Origin of the sequence: Sphingomonas sp. GC_Shp_3 (assembly GCF_026540945.1) — a bacterium.
In the GTDB taxonomy this organism is placed as follows: Bacteria; Pseudomonadota; Alphaproteobacteria; order Sphingomonadales; family Sphingomonadaceae; genus Sphingomonas.
This window is the reverse complement of record NZ_JALNUT010000001.1, coordinates 1,031,958-1,055,016: the sequence shown is the minus strand read 5'-3', so window position 1 is coordinate 1,055,016 and position 23,059 is coordinate 1,031,958. Positions and strand designations below refer to the sequence as shown.

The 23,059-nt window shown below is 66.4% G+C and carries 25 protein-coding genes; 6 read left to right on the top strand and 19 right to left on the bottom strand.

The window, feature by feature from the left end:
* Positions 1 to 494 precede the first annotated feature (494 nt).
* Positions 495 to 764, top strand: coding sequence for a hypothetical protein (locus OXR00_RS05200; RefSeq protein WP_267386981.1), 270 nt, complete (start codon positions 495 to 497; stop codon positions 762 to 764).
* A gap of 54 nt (positions 765 to 818) precedes the next feature.
* On the opposite strand, the gene OXR00_RS05195 is transcribed toward OXR00_RS05200, so the two are convergent.
* Entirely contained in the window at positions 819 to 1,976 is a 1,158-nt protein-coding gene (locus tag OXR00_RS05195) for an N-acetyltransferase (RefSeq protein WP_242146859.1), read from the bottom strand.
* Between the two features lie 192 nt (positions 1,977 to 2,168).
* Between OXR00_RS05195 and OXR00_RS05190 the strand changes: the two genes are divergently transcribed.
* Positions 2,169 to 3,209, top strand: coding sequence for a fatty acid desaturase (locus OXR00_RS05190; protein ID WP_267387152.1), 1,041 nt, complete (start codon positions 2,169 to 2,171; stop codon positions 3,207 to 3,209).
* A gap of 18 nt (positions 3,210 to 3,227) precedes the next feature.
* Here the strand turns inward: OXR00_RS05190 and OXR00_RS05185 are convergent, their stop codons facing one another.
* The 15 genes from OXR00_RS05185 to OXR00_RS05115 form a co-directional block, all read right to left on the bottom strand.
* Complete coding sequence (locus tag OXR00_RS05185; protein WP_242146857.1) at positions 3,228 to 3,527, bottom strand: putative quinol monooxygenase; 300 nt, start codon at positions 3,525 to 3,527, stop codon at positions 3,228 to 3,230.
* Between the two features lie 5 nt (positions 3,528 to 3,532).
* Positions 3,533 to 4,630 carry an LPS export ABC transporter permease LptG gene (gene lptG, locus OXR00_RS05180; RefSeq protein ID WP_267386980.1) on the bottom strand — a complete coding sequence of 366 codons (1,098 nt, stop codon included), beginning with the start codon at positions 4,628 to 4,630 and terminating at the stop codon, positions 3,533 to 3,535.
* On the bottom strand, positions 4,627 to 5,823 hold the full coding sequence (lptF, locus tag OXR00_RS05175) for an LPS export ABC transporter permease LptF (protein ID WP_267386979.1): 1,197 nt from the start codon (positions 5,821 to 5,823) through the stop codon (positions 4,627 to 4,629). The genes lptG and lptF overlap by 4 nt, the downstream gene beginning before the upstream one ends.
* A gap of 106 nt (positions 5,824 to 5,929) precedes the next feature.
* Positions 5,930 to 7,909, bottom strand: coding sequence for an ATP-binding protein (locus OXR00_RS05170; protein ID WP_267386978.1), 1,980 nt, complete (start codon positions 7,907 to 7,909; stop codon positions 5,930 to 5,932).
* A 51-nt stretch (positions 7,910 to 7,960) separates the two neighbouring features.
* Positions 7,961 to 9,223: an aminotransferase class I/II-fold pyridoxal phosphate-dependent enzyme gene (locus OXR00_RS05165; protein WP_267386977.1), complete on the bottom strand. Its 1,263-nt coding sequence runs from the start codon at positions 9,221 to 9,223 to the stop codon at positions 7,961 to 7,963.
* A gap of 49 nt (positions 9,224 to 9,272) precedes the next feature.
* A complete protein-coding gene (locus OXR00_RS05160) occupies positions 9,273 to 9,515 on the bottom strand; it encodes an acyl carrier protein (RefSeq protein WP_242146848.1) in 243 nt (80 codons plus the stop codon).
* 64 nt (positions 9,516 to 9,579) lie between these two features.
* A complete protein-coding gene (locus tag OXR00_RS05155; RefSeq protein ID WP_267386976.1) occupies positions 9,580 to 10,485 on the bottom strand; it encodes an NAD-dependent epimerase/dehydratase family protein in 906 nt (301 codons plus the stop codon).
* A gap of 55 nt (positions 10,486 to 10,540) precedes the next feature.
* Positions 10,541 to 11,647: a glutamate 5-kinase gene (proB, locus tag OXR00_RS05150; protein ID WP_267386975.1), complete on the bottom strand. Its 1,107-nt coding sequence runs from the start codon at positions 11,645 to 11,647 to the stop codon at positions 10,541 to 10,543.
* 21 nt (positions 11,648 to 11,668) lie between these two features.
* A complete protein-coding gene (gene phoB / locus OXR00_RS05145; RefSeq protein ID WP_242146843.1) occupies positions 11,669 to 12,361 on the bottom strand; it encodes a phosphate regulon transcriptional regulator PhoB in 693 nt (230 codons plus the stop codon).
* A gap of 4 nt (positions 12,362 to 12,365) precedes the next feature.
* Positions 12,366 to 13,067, bottom strand: a complete 702-nt coding sequence (gene phoU / locus OXR00_RS05140; RefSeq protein ID WP_242146841.1) for a phosphate signaling complex protein PhoU — start codon at positions 13,065 to 13,067, stop codon at positions 12,366 to 12,368.
* 10 nt (positions 13,068 to 13,077) lie between these two features.
* The gene (gene pstB / locus OXR00_RS05135) at positions 13,078 to 13,857 is read right to left on the bottom strand and encodes a phosphate ABC transporter ATP-binding protein PstB (protein ID WP_267386974.1); all 780 of its coding nucleotides are present in this window, start codon (positions 13,855 to 13,857) and stop codon (positions 13,078 to 13,080) included.
* Complete coding sequence (gene pstA / locus OXR00_RS05130) at positions 13,854 to 15,128, bottom strand: phosphate ABC transporter permease PstA (RefSeq protein WP_267386973.1); 1,275 nt, start codon at positions 15,126 to 15,128, stop codon at positions 13,854 to 13,856. Before pstA ends, pstB begins: the two co-directional genes overlap by 4 nt.
* Positions 15,121 to 16,497 (bottom strand): phosphate ABC transporter permease subunit PstC, encoded by a 1,377-nt coding sequence (gene pstC / locus OXR00_RS05125; protein ID WP_267386972.1) that lies wholly within the window; start codon positions 16,495 to 16,497, stop codon positions 15,121 to 15,123. The genes pstA and pstC overlap by 8 nt, the downstream gene beginning before the upstream one ends.
* A gap of 6 nt (positions 16,498 to 16,503) precedes the next feature.
* Positions 16,504 to 17,559: a substrate-binding domain-containing protein gene (locus OXR00_RS05120; RefSeq protein WP_267386971.1), complete on the bottom strand. Its 1,056-nt coding sequence runs from the start codon at positions 17,557 to 17,559 to the stop codon at positions 16,504 to 16,506.
* Between the two features lie 82 nt (positions 17,560 to 17,641).
* The gene (locus OXR00_RS05115) at positions 17,642 to 18,859 is read right to left on the bottom strand and encodes an ATP-binding protein (RefSeq protein ID WP_267386970.1); all 1,218 of its coding nucleotides are present in this window, start codon (positions 18,857 to 18,859) and stop codon (positions 17,642 to 17,644) included.
* A gap of 128 nt (positions 18,860 to 18,987) precedes the next feature.
* Between OXR00_RS05115 and OXR00_RS05110 the strand changes: the two genes are divergently transcribed.
* From OXR00_RS05110 to OXR00_RS05095, 4 genes are read left to right on the top strand one after another with little or no spacing between them, the layout of a single operon-like run.
* On the top strand, positions 18,988 to 19,398 hold the full coding sequence (locus OXR00_RS05110) for a hypothetical protein (protein WP_267386969.1): 411 nt from the start codon (positions 18,988 to 18,990) through the stop codon (positions 19,396 to 19,398).
* Positions 19,399 to 19,402: 4 nt separating this feature from the next.
* The gene (locus OXR00_RS05105) at positions 19,403 to 19,693 is read left to right on the top strand and encodes an HPr-rel-A system PqqD family peptide chaperone (RefSeq protein ID WP_267386968.1); all 291 of its coding nucleotides are present in this window, start codon (positions 19,403 to 19,405) and stop codon (positions 19,691 to 19,693) included.
* On the top strand, positions 19,690 to 20,550 hold the full coding sequence (locus OXR00_RS05100) for an HprK-related kinase A (protein WP_267386967.1): 861 nt from the start codon (positions 19,690 to 19,692) through the stop codon (positions 20,548 to 20,550). The genes OXR00_RS05105 and OXR00_RS05100 overlap by 4 nt, the downstream gene beginning before the upstream one ends.
* The gene (locus OXR00_RS05095) at positions 20,547 to 21,545 is read left to right on the top strand and encodes a nucleotidyltransferase family protein (protein ID WP_267386966.1); all 999 of its coding nucleotides are present in this window, start codon (positions 20,547 to 20,549) and stop codon (positions 21,543 to 21,545) included. Before OXR00_RS05100 ends, OXR00_RS05095 begins: the two co-directional genes overlap by 4 nt.
* 36 nt (positions 21,546 to 21,581) lie before the next feature.
* Here the strand turns inward: OXR00_RS05095 and OXR00_RS05090 are convergent, their stop codons facing one another.
* The 3 genes from OXR00_RS05090 to OXR00_RS05080 all read right to left on the bottom strand — a co-directional run bounded on the left by OXR00_RS05090 (position 21,582) and on the right by OXR00_RS05080 (position 23,039).
* Positions 21,582 to 21,947, bottom strand: coding sequence for a DUF4440 domain-containing protein (locus OXR00_RS05090; protein WP_267386965.1), 366 nt, complete (start codon positions 21,945 to 21,947; stop codon positions 21,582 to 21,584).
* A gap of 73 nt (positions 21,948 to 22,020) precedes the next feature.
* Entirely contained in the window at positions 22,021 to 22,377 is a 357-nt protein-coding gene (locus tag OXR00_RS05085; RefSeq protein WP_242146822.1) for a hypothetical protein, read from the bottom strand.
* A complete protein-coding gene (locus OXR00_RS05080; protein ID WP_267386964.1) occupies positions 22,374 to 23,039 on the bottom strand; it encodes an HAD-IA family hydrolase in 666 nt (221 codons plus the stop codon). Before OXR00_RS05080 ends, OXR00_RS05085 begins: the two co-directional genes overlap by 4 nt.
* Positions 23,040 to 23,059 lie beyond the last annotated feature (20 nt).

The following is a 23,059-nucleotide window of genomic DNA, read 5'->3' as shown; positions in this document are numbered from 1 at the left end:
CCTGGGCGAATCTCGTCTAGATTTGAACCGTTAAGATACTCATTATTACAGTATGATCCTGACGGTCTGCGCGGCGTATCGAGCCGTCTCATCAAAGTTCGGTTTTGCTAACGGCGGTTGATATTTCGACCGCGAGAGCCAGTCTGCGTAGGGCCCGCTTCGATGCTTTTTAAAACACGTTGGCGCAGCTCGTGATCCGACGGCTGTTCGGTCGAGTGCCGTTGTTTCACCGTAGAACTTGGCACCGCAAGCTGGCCCGCGCAGATGATCCTAGCGCACTATGGTCGTACCGTGGCTGGCTTACGACGACGGCAGCCAACCTAATTTGCTGACCAGCCAACATTTAGCGAAAAACGCTACTGATTCGCCGCCTACACCTGTAGTCAAAAGCGTGTGCATAGCTAACTCATTGAAATTACTCGATACAGAAAGTTGGCACGGCGCGTGCAACTCCCATGTCGTGGCGCAATTCGCCACGACACGGAGGAAACGTCATGTTCAAACTTACCTTGCTCGCCGCTGCTGCCGTCGCTTCGCTCGCTGCAGCACCCTCGATCGCCGCCCCCGTCAGCGCCGGTGCGAACCTGATCGACGGCGCTCCCGTCATCACTCCGACGACCCCTGCTTCAACCATGCAGCGCGTTCGCGAGACGCGCTACTGCATCATCGCGACGGTCACCGGCTCGATCATCCCGCACAAGGAATGCCGCACCCGCAAGGACTGGATCGACCTGACCGGCATCGACCCGCTCGCCAAGAACTGAGGGCGCAGGGATGTCGTTGCGGCGCCCGGCTCACCCCAGGCGCCGCGCCCCGGCTTACAGAGCCTTTTCGTAGACCTGATAGATCTTGTTGATGTCGCAGTTGATCGTCTCAGCGATCGACCGCATTCCTTGATTGTCGTCGAGGATCCAGCCGATCTCGCTGCGGGTCGATCCATAGTTCGCTACCGATGTACGGCGGATATATTCGATCATCATGAAGGCGAGCTGGCTCGCCATGCGCGATGCCTGCAATTCCTTCACGACACCCATCAGCGGCACGCGCATCGTCCGTACCTTGGGTTTGCGCAGCCACCACAGCAGCTTGATGACGTTGAACGGGAACAGATTGCCCTTGAACGGGGCGATCGCCTCGTTGAGATCCGGCAGCGTAATCATGAACGCCACCGGCCGGCCATCCAGCTCGGCGATGCGGATCAGGTCGTTGAACACGATCGGCTTTAGCTTGACGCCGACATCCTTGATTTCGGGCGGGGTGAGGGGAACGAACCCCCAATTGTCCGACCATGCATCGTTGAGAATGGCGAGAATGATCGCTGCCTCTTCATCGAATTTGTTCTTGTTCACCTCGCGCACGACGATGCGCGGGTTCTTTTCGCCCGATTTGATGATGCGCTGCACGATCGGCGGGAATTCCTTGCGGATGTCCAGCTCGTAGGTGAGCAACTGCTTGACCGAATGGTAGCCCGCCCGCTCGATCCAGCCGCGATATTCGGGTTTGGCATGGCCCATCATGATCGTCGGCGGATGGTCGTAGCCTTGGATCAGCAGGCCCGGCTCCTCCCAGATCGACATGCTGATCGGTCCCAGCACGCGGTTCATGCCTTGCCCGCGCAGCCAGTCCTCCGCCGTCTCGATAAGTGCTGCAGCGATCGTTTCGTCTTCCGCATCAAGCAGGCCGAACTGACCGCAGCCCGGGCCGAAGCCCTGATCGCTCGGCATCTCCAGCGCGAGCGTATCGATATGCGCGGAGATGCGGCCAACGACGGTACCGCCGCGCTCGGCGAGGAACAGTTGCGCCTTGGCGTGGCTGAACCAGCCGTTCTTCGCCGGCGTGATGAGCCCGAGCGCTTCACCCTTCAGCGGCGGCACCCAGTTGGGATCGTCCTTGTACAGCCGGAAGGGCAGGTCGATGAATTTCTTGCGATCGGCCTTGCTGTCGATCGGCCGGATCTTGAAATCTCGTGTAGCCACGGTAGTCCCTCTCGCTGCAGCGTCGCGCACTCCCGTCGCGCGCGCTGCACAAGCCGCAGCGCGCGCGCTACGTCAAGCGGTTACCGGCTGCCCCTGTCACTGCCACCATAAAGCCACTATGTTAGGGCAATGGATACACCCATGACGAGCACGACCTTCACTCCACGCGACACCGCCGACGTCGCACCCGTGATGCGCACGGTTCCCGGCCGCACGCTGGACGACAAGGCGATGCTGCGCGCCGCCGCCGATCTCACGCGCGAGCTGCACACCCCTAACCCGGCGATCTACTGGACCGATTTCCTCGGCTCGGCGGCGGTCGGATATGCGGCGCTGGCGGTGGCGATCCTGTGGGTGTCGCCCTGGGCGATCCTCGCCGGTGTCGTGGCGGTGCTTGCGCTGTACCGCGCGGGCAGTTTCGTTCACGAGATCACGCACATGAAGGCCAGCGCTGTTCCCGGCTTCCGGCTGGGTTGGAACCTGCTGTTCGGCATCCCAATGATGGTGCCGTCGTTCATGTACGAGGGTGTCCACAACCTCCATCACTCGCGCACGCGCTATGGCACCGTCGAAGATCCCGAATATCTTCCGCTCGCGCTGATGAAGCCCTGGACGCTGCCGCTGTTCGTGCTGACCGCGCTGCTCGCGCCGGTTGCGCTGGTGCTGCGCTATGCGGTACTGGTGCCGCTGGCGCTGGTGTTCCCGCGCTTGCGCAAATGGCTGGTTGAACAGGCATCGTCGCTGGCGATCAATCCGGCGTTCCGGCGTCGTCCGGCTGAGGGTGATGCGCGCACGCGCTGGCTGTGCATGGAGGGGGCGGCGAGCGTTTGGGCTGTCTCGCTGGTAGCGATGGTGGCAACGGGGGTGATACCGCTTCGCGCGTTTGCGATCTTCCTTGGCATTTATGCGATGTCGACCCTGCTCAATCAGGTTCGGACGCTCGTTGCCCATCTATGGGAGAACGATGGCGAGGCGATGAGCGTCACCGCGCAATATCTCGACAGCGTCAACGTGCCGCCGCCCAGCTACCTGCCGTTCCTGTGGGCTCCGGTCGGCTTGCGCTACCATGCGCTGCACCATCTCGTGCCGAGCGTGCCGTATCACGCGCTCGGCGAGGCGCACCGGCGCCTGGTCGCTGTCGTTGGCGAGGCATCACCATATCACGGCGCGAACCACGCAGGGCTTGGCGTGCTGGTGCCGCGACTGGTGCGCAGCACGATGCGGCGGCGCTAAAGCGTCCGCGCCGTCAGGTCAGATCGCTCGGCCTGCGTCGATTTCGTATAACGTCAGCGACCGCTCACCGATGCCGAATGTCGGCCAGGCTGCGCGCCACGCCGCGATGTGTGGCGCCTGAAAGTGCGCGTCGAGTGCGGCGCGGTCGCGCCAGCGTTCCTTGACGTGGATCAGGCCTGGATCGAGCACGTCCTCGGCATAGCCATATTCGATACAGCCATCCTCACGCCGTGACGCCGTCGCCATTGCCGTCATCGCGCCTCGCGCGGCGGCGACATTCTCCGCCGGAAGCCGGATCGTGCCGATGATGAGCAGCACTGCCGTTATTCCTCGGTGCGGATCAGCACAGTCTCGCCGATCATCAGGAACAGCAGGAACGCACCCCAGGCAGCGAGGAACGGCGGGTAGGCGCCGAGATTGCCCATCGCCAGCGCGAAATTATCGGCGACGAAGTACAGAAACCCGAGGCCCATGCCGATCACCGCACGCACGAAGAGCTTGCCCGATCGCGCGATGCCGAACGCCGCCACCGCACCGAGCAGCGGCATCAGCATCGCCGAAAGCGGTCCCGACAGTTTGTGCCACAACGTGCCCTCCAGCGATGCTGTAGGCCGGCCAGCGGCGTTCAGGTCGTCGATGGCGGAATGCAGATCGGCAAAGGAAAGGCCGTCCGCATCGACGCTGGCGAGCGAGAATTGATCCGGCCGCACGCCGTGCCCGATCACGATCGAGCCGACCGCGACCGCCTTGTCAGCGGCGATGTCGAACCGTGTCGCCGGCCACACCCGCCAGCCGTCACCCTCGCGCTTGCCATGCGGTGCCTTGATGATTCGCTCGAGCGAGCCGCCCTCACGATCGAACAGCGTAACATCGCCGAGGATCGCCGCATTGCCGCGTCCCTTGATCTGGCCAACCTGGATCAGATCGTCGCCATCGCGGACCCATACGTTCGACCGGTCGCCGCGGTCGATCGGCAGTGGGCCGTAATTGACCTTCTGCCATTGGTCCAGCGTGGCGGTCGCGCGCACGACGATCCGGTCGTTGAAGCCGAACGACAGGATCGCGACACCGAAGCTCGCCACGATCAACGGCGCGAGGATCTGATGCGCCGACAGACCGGATGCCTTCAACGCGATGACCTCGCTGTTTTGATTTAACGTCGTCAGCGTGATGATCGCGCCGAGCAGCACAGAATAGGGCAGGAAGGTCGAGAGGATCTGCGGAATACGCAACCCGATATAATGCCAGATCTGGGCATCGCCATTGCCGTGGTAGGCGAGGACTTTGCCGGATTCGGTGAGCAGATCGAGCGACTGCAGGATCAGCACCAGCACGCCGAGGATGGCGAAGGTCCGTACCAGGAACAACTTCGCCATGTAGATCGCGATCGTCCGCGACGGGAACAGCGAGGACGCTTTCATGCCTTTGCCCCCCGGCGGCGGTTGGGCAGCAGCCGGCGGATCGCCTTGGCCGCTTTGGACGCGCCACGTTCCAGCGCACCGATCGGCTGTCCGCCCGGCACGAACGCGATCGTATAGAACATCCAGAGCACGAGGCTGGCGAATAGCAGGAACGGTCCCCACAACGCGATCACCGGGTCGATCTTGCCAAGCCCGCCGACCGCCATGCCGTATTCGTTCACCTTGTGATACGCCACGATCATCACGATGCCGAGGATCACACCGAGCGCGGAGGACGACCGTTTCGGTGGCACGCCCAGCGCAAGACCGAGCAGCGGCAGCAGGAACATCGTGAAGACTTCGACGATGCGGAAGTGGAACGCGGCTCGACTGGTGTCGCGTACCTGCTTGTCGGCGCGTGGATCGTGCCCATTATGCGCCAGGGTCGGCAGCGTCATCTCCAGGTTGCTGCTGCCCTGGCTGCGGAAATTCTCCATTTTCGGCAGCGCGATCGGCAGATCGTGCGAGGTGAAGGTCAGCACGCGCGGCGTTGCAAAAGTGGCCGCCTTGTTGACCATCGTACCCTGCGTCAGCCGGAAGATGATCTCGTCCGGGTTGTCGGTGGCGAGGAACTGTCCGGATTTCGCGGTGACCGCATACCACGCGCCCTTCTTGTCGGCATATTGCACGAAGATACCCGACAGCTTGCGTCCGCCCTCCCGGCTTCGCTCGATCCGTACCGTGCCACCGTTGGGAAAGTGCGTGAATTCGCCCACCTTGATCGACGCACCTAGCGCACCCGTGCGCAGCTCGAACCGCAGCTTTTCGTAGGAGTAGCGCGCATCCGGCTGGATGAAGCCGACGATCGCGAAGTTCACCGCCGCCAGTGCGATGGCGTAGAGGAACGGGACAAACAGCATCCGCGGATAGCTCATGCCGACTGCCCGCATCACATCGAGTTCGGACGTGGTGGCGAGCCGGCGGAACGCGAGCAGCACGCCGAGCAGAAGCCCGATCGGAATGCCGAGGCCAAGATATTCGGGCAGCAGGTTGGCGAGCATCCGCCACACCACGCTGATCGGGCCGCCCTCCGTCGCGACGAAATCGAACAGCCGCAACATACGGTCGAGCACGAGCAGCATCGCGGAGATGATGAGCGTCGAGAACAGCGGCACTGCGATCAGCCGGGCCATGTAGCGGTCGATGGACTTCATGGGGCGGGCTGCGACGCCTTTTGCGAAAAAGAGGGAGTGCAGAGGAACCGAGGGGTCCGGAAGCGCCGGGCTATATCGGCCTATCGCGTGCGCGTCAGCTACGAAATCATTCGGCGGCGATGTCCTGTTCGGCGTTCGCCTCCGCGCCTGCGCCTGCGCCTGCGCATGTCGCGGTGGCGGCGGCATGGATGGCGGCTTCCAGTGCCGCGATGGTGAAGGGTTTGCGTAACATGCCGTGGCCGCCGAACTCCGCCTCGTTCGCCTCTCCCGCGAAGCCGGTCACGAACAGCACCGCGAGATCGGGGCGTTGCCGTAGCAGGCCGGCGACCATCTCAGGACCAGTGCGGCCCGGCATCAGCACGTCGGAAATCACCAGCGAGAGCGCAGGGTTGCTGGCGAGCACGTCCGGCGCGACAAGCGGATCGTCACACGCGGTCGCGCGGTGGCCGAGTTCCTCCAGCGCACCGATCGTCGCCGCCAGCACCCGTGGATCATCCTCCACCACCAGAATGTCCAGTGCCGCTGCCGGAGTTGCGTCGTGCGCGGCAGGTGCGGCTACGGCCGACACAGGCTCGGCGGCGTGGCGCGGCAGGTACAGCGTCACGGTCGTGCCCTCACCGGGCGCGGAGCGAAGCGCGACCTCGCCTTCGGCCTGGCGGACGAAGGCAAACACCTGGCTAAGGCCAAGCCCGGTACCCTTGCCGATCGGTTTGGTCGTGAAGAACGGCTCGAACACGCGCTCCATGACCGCAGGCGTCATTCCCGCGCCGCTGTCTGACACGGCGATGCTGACATACTCGCCGGCAGGACATGCGCCGACCGCACCGGCGCACAGTGCGGTGCCGGCGGTGGTTATGGTCAGTTGTCCACGGCCGTCCATCGCGTCGCGCGCGTTTACCGCGAGGTTGAGGATCACGTTCTCAAGCTGATGCCGGTCGATCCGCGTGTGCCAGCCGCCGCCTGCGTCGATGACTTCCACCCTGATCGCATCGCCCAGCGTGCGGTCGAGCAGGTCGGACATGCCGGCCACCAGCGCGCCCGGCTCTATCGCTTCGGTCCGCAGCGCCTCCTCGCGTGAGAAGGCGAGCAGGCGTTTGGTCAATGCCGCGGCCCGGTGAGCACCCTCAGTTGCGCTGTCGATGTGGCGGACGGCGGCCTCACTATCGCAGGCGATCTGCCGCCGCGCGAGTTCCAGCCCGCCGAGAACGACCGCGAGCATGTTGTTGAAATCATGCGCGATCCCGCCGGTAAGCTGGCCGATCGCCTCCATTTTCTGGACCTGCCGCAGTCGCGCCTCCTGCGCACGCAACTCGGTCGTGGCCTCCGCGACGGCGATCTCCAGTTCCTCGGCCCGCGCGCGTTCGGCAGCGGTCTCGGACTGCGCCATCGCCTCGAACCGCAGCGCCTGCACCATCAGCCAGCCGAGCACGATGGCCCCGATCACGATCAGCACGCCGAACATCGCCAGCACCTTGGCGACGTCATTGGAGCGTGCGACTGCCTGCATCGCCCCCGTAGTCCGCCGGTCGAGCAGGGCATGTTCGCGCGCGGAGATCTGGTCGAGCGAGGCGGTGATCTGGGCAAGCGAGGGCGCGGTACCGGCGCGGTAGAACAGGCCGAGCGCCTGATTGTTCTTCTTGTAGCGCGTGCTGAGCGCGATCAGATCAAGCTCCGCCCCGCGCGCCTGATATGCGGTGTCGAGTTGAGCGATCGTCTGCGTCTGATCGGGATTGTCGATCGTATCGCGGCGCAGTTTTTCGATCTGCGAACCGGCAACCTGCCAGCGTTCCGAATATTTTGCGCCCCAGTTGCGGTCGCCGCTGATCACGTAACGGCCAAGTGCAGCCTCGGCATCGGCGATGGTACCGGCGAGCGTGCGGGTGAGGATCATCACCTCGTAACTGTCGCTCTGCCGCTGTCGCGCCTCGTCGCGCTGGCGGTTGGCGTTGGACAGCGTGAGGATCAGCCCGACCAGCACCGACACCCCGAGCAGCGCGATGACCGCCAGCGTGACGGTGCGCCACGCCGCGGCAGAGCTTTGCTCCACCCCGAAGTCGGGCGTCGCATAGGCTTCGGTCCCACTCATGGCGTTGGTATTTACCCTGTCGCGCGCTCTGGGGAAAGCTACGACTTCCCCCTAGGCAAGCGCGCCGACCGCATGTCCGGCGGTGTGGAACATCGTGAGGATCGTCTCGACCTGCTCCGCGCTATGTTCCGCGCATAGCGAGCAACGCAGCAGATACGTGCCGGCCGGCGTTGCGGGCGGGCGTGCCATGTTGACGTACAGCCCGCCCTCCAGCAGCGATTGCCACAGCGCCACCGCCTGCGTCTGGTCCTTGAGGATCACCGCGATGATCGCCGATTGCGGCGTATCGGTGCCGAGCGTGTAGCCCATCTCCTTGAGGCCGCCGTGCAGCCGCTTCGAGTTGCGCCAAAGGTGCGCGCGCTTCTCGCCAGCGTGCATCAGCTTGCGGATCGAGGTGGCGGCGGTCGCCACCACGGAGGGGGGCAGCGATGCGGTGAACACATAGGGGCGGCACACCAGCCGCATGACGTCGAACTTGGGGTGGTTCGACACGCAGAACCCGCCGACCGTGCCGACCGATTTGGAGAACGTGCCCACCACGAAATCGACGTCGTCCGCGACACCCTGTTCCTCATACACGCCGCGACCGTTCGGCCCGAAGAAGCCCATGCCGTGCGCCTCGTCGACCAGCACCATCGCGCCGTGCTTCTTGGCGACCGCGACCATTTCCGGCAGCGGTGCGATATCGCCGAGCATCGAATAGACGCCCTCCAGCACGACGAGCTTGCCCGGCTCCTTCGGCAGACGGCCGAGCCGCTTGTCGAGGTCCTCGACCGAATTGTGGCGGAAGCGAACGATCTCGGCATTGCCGAGCGCGCAGCCATCGTAGATCGAGGCATGGCTGTCGGCATCGAGGATGATGTACTCACCCTTGCCCGCGATCGTCGAGATGATGCCGAGATTGGCCTGATATCCGGTCGAGAACACCATGGCGTGGTCGGTGCCGTAGAACTCCTTCAGCGCATCCTCGCAATCCTTGTGCGGGGAGTAGGTGCCGTTGAGCACGCGGCTGCCGGTGGTGCCCGCGCCAAACGTGTCGAGCGCGGCCTTGCCGGCGGCGATCACGTCGGGATCGAACGTCATGCCCATGTAATTGTAGGTGCCGAGCAGGATGGTTTCCTTGCCCTTGATGATCGCCTGCGTCGGCGATTTCACCTCGTCCATCACAATCGCGAACGGGTCGCGCACACCGGTCGCCATCAACGCCTCGCGTTCGGCGATCAGCGCGTCGAATTTCGCGAACAGGTCGTGCTCCGGCGCGACCGCGGCAGGCGAGACGGGCAGGGCTTCGGCGGTGGCAGCGGCTTCGGTCATGTCATTCTTTCCCGGACCGTTCGTCCAGCAGGACGAACGGGTAAGAGGTTCAGGCCTTGAGGCTCATCACGGCGTCGACCAACTGACCAACGGTCTCGATCTCAGCCTGCATGTTCATCGTGATGATGATGTCGAACTCGTCCTCGATCGCCGCCACGAAGTCCATCACGGTCAGGCTGTCCCACTCAAGATCGCCCTGAAAGGTCGTGGCGTCGGTCAGCGCGACGCCCTTCTTGTTGAACGGCGCGATCTGGGCGGTGACGGTTTCGAAAACTTGGGCGCGGTCGCTCATGAAAATCCTTTGGAGTGTGGCCGCTCGGGTGTTGCCAAGCAAATGCGGCGGCATTCGGACAATTCTATAGCAGGCCGTGCGCACGATACCATGCCGCCGTCGCGGCGAGGCCGTCGGGCGTGGCGATTTGCGGGACCCACAGCGCAGGATCGGGTGCACGGGCCGGGTCGATCGTCCAGTCGGGGTGGCAGAAATAGCCGACCCGATCCGCCGTCAACTTGGCCTTGGTGCCACGCGTCAGCCGGTCGATCCGTGCGGCAGCGAGCATCACCGGTTTGGGCAGGCTGAGTGCCAGCACCTTGCGCCCGACCGCAGTGCCGATCGCGCGCGCGAACGCGCGGTGCGTCCAGCCGCCTGGGCGGCCATCATCCGCCTCGTAGATGCCGCGCCCGGGATCATGCGCGACCAGCGCGAGCAGCAGCCGGACGAGATCATCGACGTGAATCACCGCGAGCTTGCCGGGCGGCGGCAGCAGCGCGAGGCCAAGCTTCGCCACCCGGAACATCTCGCGCATCTCCATGTCGCCGGGGCCGAACACGGCGGTCGGGCGCACCATTGTCCAGTCCAGGTTGGAGGCGGCGACCACCTCCTCCGCGCCATGCTTGGACCATCCATAGGCGGAAAGCTGCGGCTCGCGCGCGGCAAGAGAGGATACGTGGACGAAGCGGCCTATGCCGGCCGTACGCGCTGCATCCACCAACGCTTGCGTGCCAGCGATATTACCGGCGGCGAACGCCGCGCGGTCCGGCGCGTTGACCACCCCTGCGACGTGGATGACGGCATCCGCGCCGGTGACCAGTCCCGCCAGCGCGGCGCCATCGTCTAGCGCGCCCGCGATCCACGCGACGCCCTCACGCGGTGGTTGCGCACGACGGGTGAGGGCGCGCACCCGATACCCGTCGGCAAGCGCGCGTTCGATCAGCCGCGTGCCGACGAAGCCGGTTCCGCCGGTGATGGCGAGGGTGGTCATGGCCTGATGCGTCCTTCCCGGGCGGAGGTGCTAGCGGATGAGCGGAGTGCGCGCGTCACAACAGCGCCATGTAATTGCGATGGACGAGCGCGGCACGCGGCGCATAACCGAGGATCTCCGCCAACTCGCCACTGCGCCGTCCGGTAATCAGCCCGGCCTCCTCGGCATCATATTCGGCGAGGCCGCGCGCAAGCGCCCGCCCGTCGGCTTCGCAAATCGCCACCAGGTCGCCGCGCCGGAAATGACCCTCCACGCGTGTCGCTCCGGCGGCAAGCAAACTCGCGCCGCTGCGCAACGCAGTCGCCGCGCCGGCATCGACATGGATCGTGCCGCGCGCGGTCAGCCCGCCCGCCAGCCACGCTTTCCGCGCGGGGGCCGACTTCTCCGCCACGAACACAGTATGCCGCGCCTCGACGGATAACGGCCGTTCGATCCGCCCGCTGGCGATGGCGAGGTGTGCGCCCGCCCCATTGGCGATCCGGGCGGCGGCGATCTTGGAGACCATCCCGCCCGAACCCATCCCCGATGCAGAGCCGCGATCCGCCATGCCCTCGATACGATCGTCGATCCGTTCGACCCGCGCGATATGCTCGGCGCCGGGCAGGGCAGGGTTGCGGTCGTAGAGTCCGTCGATATCCGACAGCAGCACGACGCCCTGCGCGCCCGCCGCCTGCGCCACCCGCGCGGCGAGCCGATCATTGTCGCCGAAGCGGATCTCGGCAGTCGCTACGCTGTCGTTCTCGTTGAGCACCGGCACCACCCCGAGCGACAGCAACCGGTCCAGCGTGGCGGCGGCATTAAGATAGCGGCGGCGATCCTCGAGATCGTCCAGCGTGACGAGGATCTGCGCGGCAGTCAGCCCTTCGTCGCCCAACGTCTCCGCCCAAACCTGACTGAGCGCGATCTGCCCGACCGCCGCGGCGGCTTGCGCATCCTCGAGACTGGCGCGGCCACCTTTGGCCAGCCCAAGCCGGCGCGCGCCCAGCGCGATCGCGCCCGAGGACACGACCGCGACCTGTTGCCCGGCGCGGGTCCGCTCGGCGATATCGGCGGCGATGCCGGCCAGCCACGCCCGCCGCACCCCGCCAGCGCTCTCGACAAGCAAGGCCGATCCGATCTTGACGATCAGGCGCGGGCAGGTGGCGGGCGGAAACAGATGCATCGCCCTGCCGCTTAGCGCCCCTTACGCGCCCGAGTCGAGCGCGTAGCCCGCCGAACGCACCGTGCGGATGATATCCTGCCGGTCGTCGCCGTTGATCGCTTTCCGCAACCGCCGGATATGCACGTCGACGGTGCGGCTCTCGATATCGCTGTCGTGTCCCCACACCGCGTCCAGCAATCGTTCGCGCGAGAACACCCAGCCGGGATGTTCTAGGAAATGCTTGAGCAGGCGGAACTCGGTCGGCCCGAGCGGGATCACCTCGCCCGCGCGGCGCACCTTATGCCCCACCGTGTCCATCTCGATATCGGCATAGGTGAGCTGTTCGCCCGCCAGCGCCGGGCGCACCCGGCGCAGCACCGCGCCGACGCGCGCGACCAGTTCACGCGGCGAGAACGGCTTGGTGACGTAATCGTCCGCGCCCGTTTCCAGCCCGCGCACGCGGTCCTCCTCCTCGCCCCGCGCAGTCAGCATGATGATCGGCACGTTCGCCGTCTCCGGCATGCGGCGCAGCCGGCGGCACACCTCGATACCGGACAGGCTTTCCACCATCCAGTCGAGCAGCACGATATCCGGCGTCGCCTCCTTGGCGAGCAGCAGCGCCTCCTCACCGTCGGGCGTCTGCTTCACGTCGAAATCCTCGCGCTTGAAATGCCAGATCAGCAGTTCGGCGAGCGCGGCATCGTCTTCCACCAGCAACATCTTGACGCGAGCCATGTGCTTACTCCCCTTGTTGCAATACGAAGGCGCCGCGATCGCGCTCGGCCATGTGCGTGCCGGTCGCGGCGAAATAGACCATCTCGGCGACGTTGGTCGCGTGATCGCCGATCCGTTCCAGGTTCTTGGCGATGAACAGCAGGTGCGTGACCTGGCCGATCGTCGCCGGATTCTCCATCATGTGCGTGACGAGCACGCGGAACAGGCTGTTGTAGAAATCGTCCACCGCGCGGTCGCGCGCGCACACCTGTTGCGCGGCGGCAGCATCGCGCGCGGCGAACGCGTCGAGCACGTCGTGCACCATCTCGATCGCCAGCGCGGCCATCGCAGGCAGCACCGACAGCGGCTCGATATCGCCGTGCGAGTCGATCAGCGGGGTGCGCTTGGCGATGTTCTTGGCATAATCGCCGATCCGCTCGATCACGCCGGCGATTTTCAGCGCCGCCACCACCTCGCGCAGATCGTCGGCGAGCGGCGCGCGCAGCGCGATGATGCGCACCGCCAGCTCCTCCGCCTGATGTTCAAGCGCGTCGAGCTTCTTGTCGTTCCGCACGATCTCAGCGGCGGTTTCGAGGTCGTGGTTCTTCAGTGCCTCGATCGCATCGCCGATCGCCTGTTCGGCCATGCCGCCCATCTGCGCGATCAACCCGCGCAACTGGCCGATCTCGTCGTCAAAAATCTTGATGGTATGTTCGTAGGTCGCCATTGCTCGTTCCTCAGCCGTACCGGCCGGTGATGTAATCCTTGGTGCGTTCCTGCCGCGGATTGGTGAAGATGTCGGAGGTCGTGCCCGTCTCGATCAGCGCGCCGAGGTGGAAGAAGGCGGTCCGTTGCGAGACGCGCGCCGCCTGCTGCATGTTGTGGGTGACGATCACGATCGCGTAGCGGCCCTTCAGATCGTGGATCAGCTCCTCGATGCGAGCGGTGGCGATCGGGTCGAGCGCGCTGCACGGCTCGTCCATCAGGATCACCTCCGGATCGACCGCGATTGCACGCGCGATGCACAGTCGCTGCTGCTGACCGCCGGAGAGGGCGGTGCCGCTGTCGGACAGACGATCCTTGACCTCATCCCAAAGCCCCGCGCGTTTCAGCGAGCGTTCGACGATCTCGGCAAGCTGGTTGTGGTTGGCCGCCAGCCCATGGATGCGCGGACCATAGGCTACGTTTTCAAAGATCGACTTCGGGAACGGATTGGGCTTCTGGAACACCATGCCGACGCGCGCGCGAAGCTGCACCACGTCCATGTCGGGCGCGTAGATATCCTCCCCGTCGAGGTCGATCTCGCCCTCGACGCGCGCATTCGGGATCGTGTCGTTCATGCGGTTCAAGGTGCGCAGGAAGGTCGATTTGCCACAGCCGGACGGGCCGATCAGCGCGGTCACCACGTCGCGGTCGAAATCGATCGACACGTCGCGGATCGCCTGCGCGTCGCCGTAGAAGACGTTGACGTGGCGTGCGGAGATCTTGTGCCGCGTAATGGAAGTTTCAGCGTTCACCAGCGGCTCTCGAAGCGGTTGCGGAGGTAGATCGCGACGCCGTTCATCGCGAGCAGGAAGACGAGCAGCACCAGGATCGCCGCGCTGGTCTTCTCGACGAAGCCGCGATTGACCTGATCCGACCACAGGAAGATCTGTACCGGCAGCACCGTCGCGGGATCACGCAGGCTACCCGGCGGCGCGGTGATGAATGCGCGCATGCCGATCATCAGCAGCGGCGCGGTCTCGCCGAGCGCGCGCGCCATGCCGATGATCGTGCCGGTGAGGATGCCCGGCATCGCCAGCGGCAGGACGTGGTGGAACACCACCTGCACCGGACTCGCGCCGATCCCGAACGCCGCCTCGCGGATCGACGGCGGCACCGCCTTGATCGCGTTGCGGCTGGCGATGACGATCACCGGCATCGTCATCAGCGCAAGCGTCAGCCCGCCGACGATCGGCGCGGAGCGCGGCAGGTGGAAGGTATTAAGGAACACCGCGAGCCCGAGCAGCCCGAAGATGATCGACGGCACCGCCGCAAGGTTGTTGATCGAAACCTCGATCAGGTCGGTCCAGCGGTTCCGCGGCGCATATTCCTCAAGATACAGCGCGGAGAACAGCCCGACCGGGAAGGCGATCAGCAGCGTCGCCAGCATTGTGAACAGCGAGCCTTTGAGCGCGCCCCAGATGCCGACCATGGTCGGATCGGTCGAATCCGAGCCGGTGAGGAAGAACAGGTTGAAGCTGGTTGTGATCGCATGAGCGGCGGTCAGCTTCGCGACGATCGCCTCGTCGGCGGGCGCGCCCTCGCGCTTGGCGGCGATGTCGATCCGGTCGGCGGCGGGCACCCACAGCCGCACCCGCTTGCCGAGCAGCGACGGGTCGGCCTTGAGCTGGTCGCGTACCCGTGTCCACGCACCGTCTGAAATCAGGGTCTCGCCGCCCGGACCGTAGGCGGCGATCGCGGCGGCATCGGTGGCGCCGGTCAGGTCGGCGGCGGCGAGCGCGAGATCGGCACCGGGTCCGCGCAGCTTGGCGGCATCCACTGCCAGATGCGTGGCGGGGAAGTCGATCGGCAGCGCGATCTGTGTCTGCACGAAGCCGTTCAGCCCGCCGGCCAGCATCGACACCAGCAGCATGACGAGGAACCCGGCGGACAGCAGCACCGCCGTCAGCCCGAGCCGGCGGAAGCGCCGCTCGGCGGCATAGCGTTTCGCCATGCGGCGCTGGTGCAACGCGCCGCGCCAGTCGGTCGGCGCGGGCACGCCGGGCAGGGGCGTGCGCTCAGTCATACGCCTCCCGGTAGCGCTTCACTACGGTGAGCGCGACGATGTTGAGCAGGAAGGTGATGACGAACAGCGTGAGGCCGAGCGCGAAGGCGGCCAGCGTCTTGGGGCTGTCGAACTCCGCCTCGCCGGTGAGCAGATCGACGATCTGCTTGGTGACGGTGGTGGCGGGTGCCAGCGGGTTGAGCGTCAGCGTCGCCACGCCCGATGCCGCCATCACCACAATCATCGTCTCGCCGATCGCGCGGGATACGGCGAGCAGCACCCCGCCGACCACACCGGGCAGGGCGGCGGGCAGCAGCACGCGGCGGATCGTCTCGGATTGCGTCGCGCCCATCGCCAGGCTGCCGTCGCGCATCGCCGGTGGCACGGCGGTGAACGAATCGTCCGCCATCGACGAGACGAACGGGATGATCATGATACCCATGACGAGGCCAGCGGCAAGCGCGCTTTCCGAACTTGCCCAGCGCACGCCGATCGCGACGGCGGCATCGCGCACCAGCGGCGCCACCGTCAGTGCGGCGAAATAGCCGTATACCACGGTCGGCACGCCGGCGAGCACCTCGATCACCGGCTTGACCCAGCGCCGCACATGCGGGGTGGCATATTGGGTGAGATAGATCGCGCTCATCAGCCCGAGCGGGATCGCCACGATCATCGCGATCACCGCACCGATGAAGAACGTCCCCCAGAACAACGGCACCGCGCCGAGCGACGCGCCGGGGTCACGCGGATCGACCACTTGCGGGCTCCAGTGCGTGCCGAGCAAAAAGTCGCCGATCGGCACCATGCCGAAGAACCGCGCCGATTCGAACAGCAGCGACACGACGATCCCCATCGTCGTCACGATCGCGACCAGCGCGGCGGCGAGCAGCAGCGCCATGATGAGCCGTTCGATCTGGGTGCGCGCGGCGAACCTCGGGCCGACGCGGGTGAACGCCCACAGCCCGAACGCGATGGCGAGCAGCAACGCAACGCTGCCGCCGATCCAGTTCGCCCGCGTCTGCGCGGCGGCATAGGCGGGGGCAAGCACGACGGCGAGCGGGCTGGGCGTGCCGAAGCCGTTGCCGCGCGCCAGATCGCGCGCCTCCGACAGGATCGCCGCACGCTCGAACCCTGGCGGCGGCAGGTGGATCGCGGCGGGCTGGTGCACCACCCGGTCGGTCACGAGGCCGGGCGCGCAAGACGCCCACACCACCAGGAAGATCGCGGCGGGCAGCACCGTCGCGATCGCCACGAAGCCGCCGTGGTGCGACGGCAGCGAACTGAACCGCGCCTTGCTCGCGCGGCGGAAGCGGGTCGCGCGCATCCGCGCCGCCAGCCAGGCGATCAGGCCAAGCCCCGCGATCAGGAAGAAGAGGATGAGGAACGACACGGCCGGTCAGTGCAACTGGCGCGGGTCGAGCGGGGTCTCGCCCGTCACGACCGCGGCGGCGCGGGCGCGCACGTCGGCAGGCGAGGCGATCAGCCCTTTGGCGATCAACGGGCCATCCGGGTTCCACAATGTGGCGTATAGCCTGAGATATTCGCGCAAGCCCCGGATCGCGCCGAGATGCGCCTTCTTGACGTACACGTAGAGCGGCCGCGAACCGGGGTAGCGGTTCTGCGCGATCGTCGCATAGGTCGGCGCCACGCCATCGATGGCGATGCCGTTCAGCTTGTCGCGGTTCTGCTCCAGATATGAGTAGCCGAAGATGCCGATCGCATCGGGATTGGCCTGCAGCTTCTGGACAATGAGATTGTCGTTCTCGCCCGCGTCGACATAGGCGCCATCCTCGCGGATGCGCGTGCAGCGTTGCGCGAAAGCATCGGGGTCGCGCAGCTTCAACGCGGTCAGTTCCGGGTGCACGCCCTCGCAACCGCGCGCGAGGATCAGCGTGGCGAGCGCGTCGCGCGTGCCGCTGGTGGCGGGCGGGCCGTAGATCTGGATCGGCGTGGCGGGCAGCGCCGGGTTCACGTCGTGCCACACGCGCGCGCTGTTGGGTTTGCCATCGGGGGCCGCCGCCATCGCGCGGTACAGATCGGCGACCGTCAGCCGCACGTCCGGCCCGTTCTTCGCTTCGGCAAAGGCAATGCCGTCGACGCCGACCTGCACCTCGATCACGCCGTCCACGCCATTGGCCTTGCAGCGGGCATATTCCGCCGCGGTCATCCGGCGTGAGGCATCCTCGAGATCGGGATGCGCGGCACCGATGCCCGCGCAGAACAATCTCATGCCACCGCCGGTACCGGTCGACTCGATCACCGGCGATTTCACGCCCGGCGTCTGCTCCACGAACTGTTCCGCCACAACGGTGGTGAAGGGGAACACAGTGGAGGAACCGACCACCTTGATCTGGTCGCGCGATCCCATGCCGCCACCATCGGCCTCGTCGGTACAGCCGCACAGCAGGATCGCGAGCGCTGACGCGGCGACAGTCGCAACCCTTCCGTGCATGAGGACGTCTCCCGAGCGGGTCGTTGATCGTCCCCGAACGGATGCGCTAGCACCCGCGAGGCCAGTCTGTGTGACGGTTCGGTTACCGTTTTATGACAGCGTTTCCGTGCGCGGGGATCAGCACCGTCACCGTCGTGCCGTGCCCCTGTACGCTTTCGATATCGAGCCGCCCGCGATGCCGCTCGACGATGTGCTTGACGATCGCAAGGCCGAGCCCGGTCCCGCCCGCCGCGCGGCTGCGACCGGGGTCGACGCGGTAAAAGCGTTCGGTCAGGCGCGGGATGTGTTCAGGCGGGATCCCGTCGCCTTCGTCCCGCACCGCCAGGCGCACCATGCCGGTGGCGTGCTGTTCAAGCAGGATGGTGACGGGCGCGCCCTTGCGCCCGTATTTGCGCGCGTTGCCGACCAGATTGTGCAGCACCTGGCTCAACTGCGCGCGGTCGCCTGACACCGGCGGCACGTCTGCCGCGACCTCCGCCACGATCGGCGCGCCACCTTCGCCCTGCGCGTCGAGGATGCTGCCGCGCACCTCGGCGATCAACTCGGCGAGATCAACCGCGCGGTCAGGCAGGCGGTATTTTTCCGCCTCGATCCGCGACAGCGAGATGAGATCCTCGACCAGCCGCTGCATCCGCCGCGCCTCGTCGAACATGATCTTGAGGAAACGGTCACGCAGGCCCTTCTCGTCGCCCGCCTCGTCGCCCAACGTCTCGATATAGCCGAGGATCGAGGCGAGCGGGGTGCGCAGTTCGTGGCTTGCGTTGGCGACGAAATCGACGCGCATCCGCTCCGCCGCGTAACTGCCGGTCTGGTCGATCAGGTGGACGATGCGCTGCCCGTCTGGAGTGTCGCCGATCCGCATTTCCCAGCGCTGTTCGCGCGCGCCAAGCCCGACGAGATTGACCGAGGGTTGCCGCACGTCCGAGGGCGGGCTCATCAGCCGCTCGGCCGCGCCGGGATGCCGGATCGCCAGCCGCACGTCCTGCCCGACGATATGCCCGCCCAGCAGCGCGCGCGCCGCATCGTTGGCATGGCTGACCTGACCGCCGGTGACGATCAGGATCGGCTCGACGATCGCGCCAATCACCGTCGGTATCGGGTCGGCGGGCGCAAGCGGCGGGGCGGGCGCTTCCGCCCCGTCCGCGTCGTCGTCCGTGCCGACGGCGGCGAGCACGGCGGCAACCCCGCCGACCAGCATCACCAGCGTCGCCTGTACATCGCCGAGCAGGAACACCGCGCACGCCGCGACGAGGACGATCGCGAGTGCCGCCAGTGTGCGGAGACCGAAGCCGTTGATCATTGCCCGTCTCACCCGCCCGTCATGCCCCAATCCGGAACGTCGCCCTAGTCTAAACATCGTTAACCGCGATAGCCTTGCTTGCCAGCGTTTTGCGAATGTGAAAGGGCTTGCGGGATAAAGGATCGTGGATGAGCGAAGAGCCTGAACAGCCGAACGAAGACGTGGAGCGTGACGGCGCGACCAGCCGGCGCGCGCTGATGCTCGGCGCGGTCGGCGCGAGCGCGATCGTGTCGATCCGCCCCGCGCTCGCCGCGACGGCGGTGTCGATCGTGCATTGTTCGATCCCCGTACCCGATCCGAGCCGTCGTGCCGGCTGGATCGCCGCGGATGGCTCGGTGGTGAACAGCGGCACCGCCGGTGCCTTCGCCCCGCCGACCCGGCCGCTTAAGGGTCAGGACGTCAAGCAGGCGCTGGCCGGCGGCAACCTGCCCGGCGTGGAGTATGAACGCAGCCAGGCGTATATGAACTACGTCCGCAACCTTCATTCGGGAACGAGCGGCTTCACCTGTTTCGCATCGTTGCAGATGCCGCGCGGCTGACGCCGTGTCTTGCCCTGCCGAACACGATCCCGTCTACCGCGCCGCGTCGCCTGACGTGCTGCGCATCGTCCCGCTCGACGCCTTCACCGCGATCTATCACCGCGCGTCGGGCATCACCCACCTCGTCGCACCGCCGGCACCCGAAATCTTGGCCGCGCTGGCACCTGCCGGACTGACGCTTACCGGGCTGATCGTGCGGCTCGCGCAGGACTACGATCTGCTCGATGCGGACGAAGACGCACTCGCCGCGCGGCTCGACGAACTCGTCGCCGCCGGATTGGTCAGCACCGCGTGAGGCATGTCTTCACGGTGCGGATCGGCCCGGTCGGCTTTCGTGTCGGTTCGGACTGGCGCGCGCCTATCCGCCAGCTTGAAACGCTGTATGCCGGCTACCCGAAGCCCGATGACTGCGTGCCCGATTTTACCGTGCGGCTGTTCGCCGCGCGCCCGTGGCGGCGGGTGATCCGCCCGGCGGTGATGCTGGGGGGCGACTTCGTGCTGCCCGACGCTGCGCCGCTACCGCTTGCGCAGGGGTTGCTCGCCGCCGAGATGGCGATGAACCTGCAGATGGCGCTCGGCCAGCGACACTATCTGCTGCTCCACGCATCGGCCGTCGAGCGTGACGGGCGGGTGCTGCTGATGACGGGCGAATCCGGCTCGGGCAAATCGACGCTGGCGGCGTTGCTGTCGCAGGCCGGCTGGCGTTTTATGGGGGACGAATTCGCGCTGATCGACCCGGTGACCGGCGCAGTCCAAGCCTTCCCGCGCCTCGTCAGCCTGAAGAACGCCGCGATCCCGGCGGTCGAGGCGGCCCTGCCGGGTGCGCGGTTCGGCCCCTTGCTGGAGGGCACGCCGAAGGGCGCGATCCGCCACCTCGTCCCCGATGCGCGCGCGGTCGCGGCGATGGACACGCCCGGCACGCCCGCGTTGCTGCTGTTCCCGCGCTACGGCTTCGCGCCGGATGTGCGCCCGGTTGCGCCAGGCGAGGTCTTCGTGCGGCTGACCCAGGCATCGACGAACTATGTGGCGATGGGTGAGCGTGGGTTCGACGCGCTCACCCGGCTGGTACGGAGCATACCGGCGCAGGCGATCGACTATCCCGACACCGCCACCGCGCTCGCGCAGGTCGAGGCCGCATGGCGCGCCCAATGAACGGCGCTGTGGGCGACGGCTGGCTGCTCGCCCGCGTGATGCGCACACCTGCTGAGGCGGCGACGCTCGATGCCGACGATTGGACCGCACTCCTCGCCATCGCGCGGGCGGAACAGATGATTGGCACGCTGGCGTGGCGCTTGCAGGGCGCGGCAATGCCGCCGGCGGTGGCGCGCATCCTCGCCGATGCGCGTGCCTCCCACGATCACGGCCGCACGCTCGCCTTGTGGGAGGCGGAGGCGGCGAGGCGCGCGCTGGCACCGCTTGGGATCTCGGTGGTGGTGTTGAAAGGCACCGCGTTCGTCGCCGCCGGGCTTACCGCCGGGCAGGGGCGTTCCATCGGCGATCTCGATATCCTCGTGCCGCACGCGCATCTGGATGTGGTCGAACAGGCGCTGCTCGCCGCCGGGTGGGAATGGGTCAAGCCCGACCCGTATGACGATGCCTATTATCGCCGCTGGATGCACGAACTGCCGCCGCTGATCCACCGTGACCGCGACCGAATGATCGACGTTCACCACACCATCCTGCCGCTCACGGCGCGCATCACCCCGGATGCCGACGCACTGCTGGCCGATGCAATGCCGCTGCGGCCGGGTCTGGCGATGCTTTCGCGCGCCGACGTCATCGTCCACGCCGCCGCGCACCTGTTCGCCGACGGCGACCTGGCGGGCGGAATGCGCAACCTGTGGGACGTGCACTGCCTGCTTGACGATTACGGCGTCGAGGGGCTGGTCGAGCGCGCCGAGCATCACGGCCTTGCCGATGCGGTCAGCCGCGCGGTGCGTCTTGCTGCGGCGCTCTACGGTGACGGTGCCACGCTCTCGCCCGGCGATCGCATTTGCCTGCGCCGCGTAACCGCGCGCGACGGTTGGGGTAGGGCGACCCGCCCCTTCACGCGGCTGGGGTTTTACATCCGCTCGCACTGGCTACGGATGCCGCCGGCAATGCTCGCGCGGCACTTGTGGACCAAGTGGCGCGGGGCGGCGCGCTGAAGCCGGCCACGACCGCGCGTGGCCGGCCCGTGGCGGCTAGCTGGTGGCGGACTGGGCCAGAACCGGCGTCTGCTGATGCTGCACGACGCGCCACACCTCATGCTCGATCCGTCGGATCGTGGAGGTACAATGCGCCTCATAGGCTTCGCCGTCGCGGCTTGCCTTGACGCGGTAGCCGATCACGATCAGCCCTTCCTGCGGGCGCGAGACCTGCCGCTCGGTCAGGTCCGCCTGCGCCCACACCGGTGTCGCGGCCACGGCGTCGATCGCCGCGTCGCCGTTATAGACGAAGGGCGGGTGCGGCAGCACCATCACCACCTCGGCATCGACCTTTTCACGGTAATTGTCCGGACCTTCGGTCCATAGGCTTTGCTCGAAGCTCCACAGGCGGTCGTCGTCCATTCGTCATCTCCCGATGTTACCAGCAGATAATCAGCGGCGACCGCGCATGTTCCCCGCCAAGCGTCGAACCAGGCTAACGCCGCCGCCAACGTAGCCGGAACAGCCCTGCGATCAACAACACCACTGTAATCGCCAGCGTGTCGGCGGCCCAGTCGCGGACGTCGCAGTCGCGGTGCAGTTCAGGGATCGACTGCACTACTTCGATCATCGCGCCGAGGAACGACAGCCGCTCCCCGATGCGGAATAACGGAAGGCGCGGGTAAGCCGCCGCTGCCAGCGCCGCCATGGTCGAGAAGGCAAGCATATGTTCGAACTTGTCACCAAACTGGTCCGCTGGGGTGTGCGGAGGTTGCGGCAGCAACGCCATCGTCACCGCGAAGAGCAACGCCGCCCAGAACAGCAACCTGAGCATGAGGGTTTGCTTGCTCACGCCAGCCGCTCCAACGCGGGGATCAAGGCGTCGAAATGGTCGATTACCGCGTCCGCCCCGAACCCGCCTACCGGCTCGCGACCGAAGTTCACCACGACGACCGGCATGCCTGCCGCCTTCGCCGCGGTCACGTCGAACATCGTGTCGCCGACGAACGCGGCGCGACCGCCGCCCAGCCGCCGAACCATCTCGTACAGCATCGCCGGATCAGGCTTTTGCTTGGCGCCAGCCAGCGTGTCGCCGCCGATCAGTGTGTCGAAAAGATGCCGTAGCCGCAGCGTTTCGAGCAGCTTTTCGGCCAGTTCCGCCAGTTTGTTGGTCACGATCGCGGTACGTACCCCGCGCGCCCGTAACCCCTCGATAGCCGCTACCGCACCCGGATACGGCCGCGTCAGCACCGCGATATTGTCCGCGTAGGATGCCAGCATCGCGCCCTTGAGATGCTCTGTCTCCGCCGGCGTTGCGCCCCCGGTCGCCTCCAGTGCAAGCGCCACCAGCCGCGCCACGCCGCCGCCCGTCATCGCCACGATCTCCGCCACGCTCAGCGTCCGGCGCCCGTCGCTTGCCAGCATGACGTTGACCGCCGCCGCCAGATCGCCGCTGCTGTCGACGAACGTGCCGTCGAGATCGAATCCGACCAGGTCGAAGGAAAAATCTGTCATGTCGGCGCGACTGGCACCGG

Coding starts and splice junctions, on each gene's coding strand:
- OXR00_RS05200 (WP_267386981.1), top strand. CDS start 495: ATGTTCAAACTTACCTTGCTCGCCGCTGCTGCCGTCGCTTCGCTCGCT.
- OXR00_RS05190 (WP_267387152.1), top strand. CDS start 2,169: ATGCGCACGGTTCCCGGCCGCACGCTGGACGACAAGGCGATGCTGCGC.
- lptG (WP_267386980.1), bottom strand. CDS start 4,630: ATGAAAGCGTCCTCGCTGTTCCCGTCGCGGACGATCGCGATCTACATG.
- lptF (WP_267386979.1), bottom strand. CDS start 5,823: ATGAAGTCCATCGACCGCTACATGGCCCGGCTGATCGCAGTGCCGCTG.
- OXR00_RS05170 (WP_267386978.1), bottom strand. CDS start 7,909: ATGAGTGGGACCGAAGCCTATGCGACGCCCGACTTCGGGGTGGAGCAA.
- OXR00_RS05165 (WP_267386977.1), bottom strand. CDS start 9,223: ATGACCGAAGCCGCTGCCACCGCCGAAGCCCTGCCCGTCTCGCCTGCC.
- OXR00_RS05160 (WP_242146848.1), bottom strand. CDS start 9,515: ATGAGCGACCGCGCCCAAGTTTTCGAAACCGTCACCGCCCAGATCGCG.
- OXR00_RS05155 (WP_267386976.1), bottom strand. CDS start 10,485: ATGACCACCCTCGCCATCACCGGCGGAACCGGCTTCGTCGGCACGCGG.
- proB (WP_267386975.1), bottom strand. CDS start 11,647: ATGCATCTGTTTCCGCCCGCCACCTGCCCGCGCCTGATCGTCAAGATC.
- phoB (WP_242146843.1), bottom strand. CDS start 12,361: ATGGCTCGCGTCAAGATGTTGCTGGTGGAAGACGATGCCGCGCTCGCC.
- phoU (WP_242146841.1), bottom strand. CDS start 13,067: ATGGCGACCTACGAACATACCATCAAGATTTTTGACGACGAGATCGGC.
- pstA (WP_267386973.1), bottom strand. CDS start 15,128: ATGACTGAGCGCACGCCCCTGCCCGGCGTGCCCGCGCCGACCGACTGG.
- OXR00_RS05120 (WP_267386971.1), bottom strand. CDS start 17,559: ATGCACGGAAGGGTTGCGACTGTCGCCGCGTCAGCGCTCGCGATCCTG.
- OXR00_RS05115 (WP_267386970.1), bottom strand. CDS start 18,859: ATGATCAACGGCTTCGGTCTCCGCACACTGGCGGCACTCGCGATCGTC.
- OXR00_RS05110 (WP_267386969.1), top strand. CDS start 18,988: ATGAGCGAAGAGCCTGAACAGCCGAACGAAGACGTGGAGCGTGACGGC.
- OXR00_RS05095 (WP_267386966.1), top strand. CDS start 20,547: ATGAACGGCGCTGTGGGCGACGGCTGGCTGCTCGCCCGCGTGATGCGC.
- OXR00_RS05090 (WP_267386965.1), bottom strand. CDS start 21,947: ATGGACGACGACCGCCTGTGGAGCTTCGAGCAAAGCCTATGGACCGAA.
- OXR00_RS05080 (WP_267386964.1), bottom strand. CDS start 23,039: ATGACAGATTTTTCCTTCGACCTGGTCGGATTCGATCTCGACGGCACG.